The organism is Cellulophaga sp. (assembly GCF_039943695.1).
In the GTDB taxonomy this organism is placed as follows: Bacteria; Bacteroidota; Bacteroidia; order Flavobacteriales; family Flavobacteriaceae; genus Cellulophaga.
Genome location: NZ_JBDVAA010000071.1, coordinates 1 through 1,366, shown reverse-complemented (window position 1 = coordinate 1,366; position 1,366 = coordinate 1). Strand labels below are relative to the sequence as shown.

The 1,366-nt window shown below is 34.5% G+C and carries 2 protein-coding genes; both read left to right on the top strand.

Annotation, left to right across the window (positions count from 1 at the left end):
* Positions 1-96 precede the first annotated feature (96 nt).
* Positions 97-657 carry a DUF2911 domain-containing protein gene (locus ABJD66_RS05325; RefSeq protein WP_348129037.1) on the top strand — a complete coding sequence of 187 codons (561 nt, stop codon included), beginning with the start codon at positions 97-99 and terminating at the stop codon, positions 655-657.
* A gap of 2 nt (positions 658-659) precedes the next feature.
* Positions 660-1,366 (top strand): methylmalonyl Co-A mutase-associated GTPase MeaB (gene meaB, locus ABJD66_RS05320; RefSeq protein WP_348129034.1); only part of this gene is annotated, 707 nt, incomplete at its 3' end.

Sequence of the window (1,366 nt, the reverse complement as noted above, 5' to 3'; positions counted from 1 at the left end):
CACTTTATATAAAACGCAAGTTAAAGTACAATTTTGGGTATTCTTAATTAAGCAAGATTTAGTAACTTAGAAAAAATCTAAAAAAATAACCACAATATGAAAGTTATAAAATGGATGATAATTACAGTAACTGTACTTGGTTTACTTACTGTATTTGTTGGTATGCCTATGATGAAAGAGCAAACAAAAAAGTTTAGTCCAGAGGAGACTGCCACCTATACTAAAAATGGTTATAATTTAAATGTAGTTTATTGTAGTCCGTCTAAAAAAGACCGCCAAATTTTTGGTTCTCTTGTTCCCTATAATAAAGTTTGGAGAACTGGCGCTAATGAACCTACTATATTTAAAACTTCTTCTGCAATTAAAGTAGATGGCAAACAACTACCCGCAGGTACTTACTCTATATGGTCTAGACCCAATAAAGATAGTTGGGATATTATTTTTAATAAAGAGGTTCCAGATTGGGGAGTTACTATTTTAAGTGGTGGTGCAGAAACTACCAGAAATGCTTCAGAAGATCTTGTGACAGTTTCTGTACCTGTAACAAAATTAGATTCGGTTAAAGAAAGATTTACTATTAACTTTGAAGACAAAGAACAACCATACTTAACTTTAGCTTGGGATAAAACCAAAGTTAACGTACCTATTAGCAAATAATATTGAGCACACATAAAAATATAAGTTCCAAGAGTGCTTCTAAAATTAAAAAATTTAGAAGAGAGTTACCGTCTACAAGTAGTTTAACCAGTGGTATTCTAAAAGGCGATAAAACCGCTTTAAGCAGAGCTATAACACTTATAGAAAGTACCAATAGTGAGCATACCAAACAGGCTAATGAAATTATTGAGCGCTGTTTAACTCACAAAACAAAAAGTGTAAGAATTGGTATTACAGGAGTTCCTGGTGTTGGTAAAAGTACATTTATAGAACGTTTTGGAAAACGACTTACCGCCCAAGGAAACAAAGTAGCTGTGTTAGCTGTAGATCCTACAAGCACTGTTACTAGAGGTAGTATTTTAGGTGATAAAACACGTATGGAAGAGCTGGTAAAAGATGAAAACGCTTTTATTAGACCATCGCCATCTGGTAGTTCTTTAGGTGGTGTTGCCCGTAAAACCAGAGAAACCATTGTACTTTGTGAAGCTGCTGGCTATAATGTTATTTTAATTGAAACTGTTGGCGTTGGCCAAAGTGAAACCGCCGTACATAGTATGGTAGACTTTTTTCTTTTGTTAAAATTAGCTGGTGCTGGTGACGAGTTGCAAGGCATTAAGCGTGGTATTATGGAAATGGCAGATGCTATTGTAATTAATAAGTCTGATGGTGATAATGTACAACGTGCCAAAAAAGCGCGAGTAGAATTTGC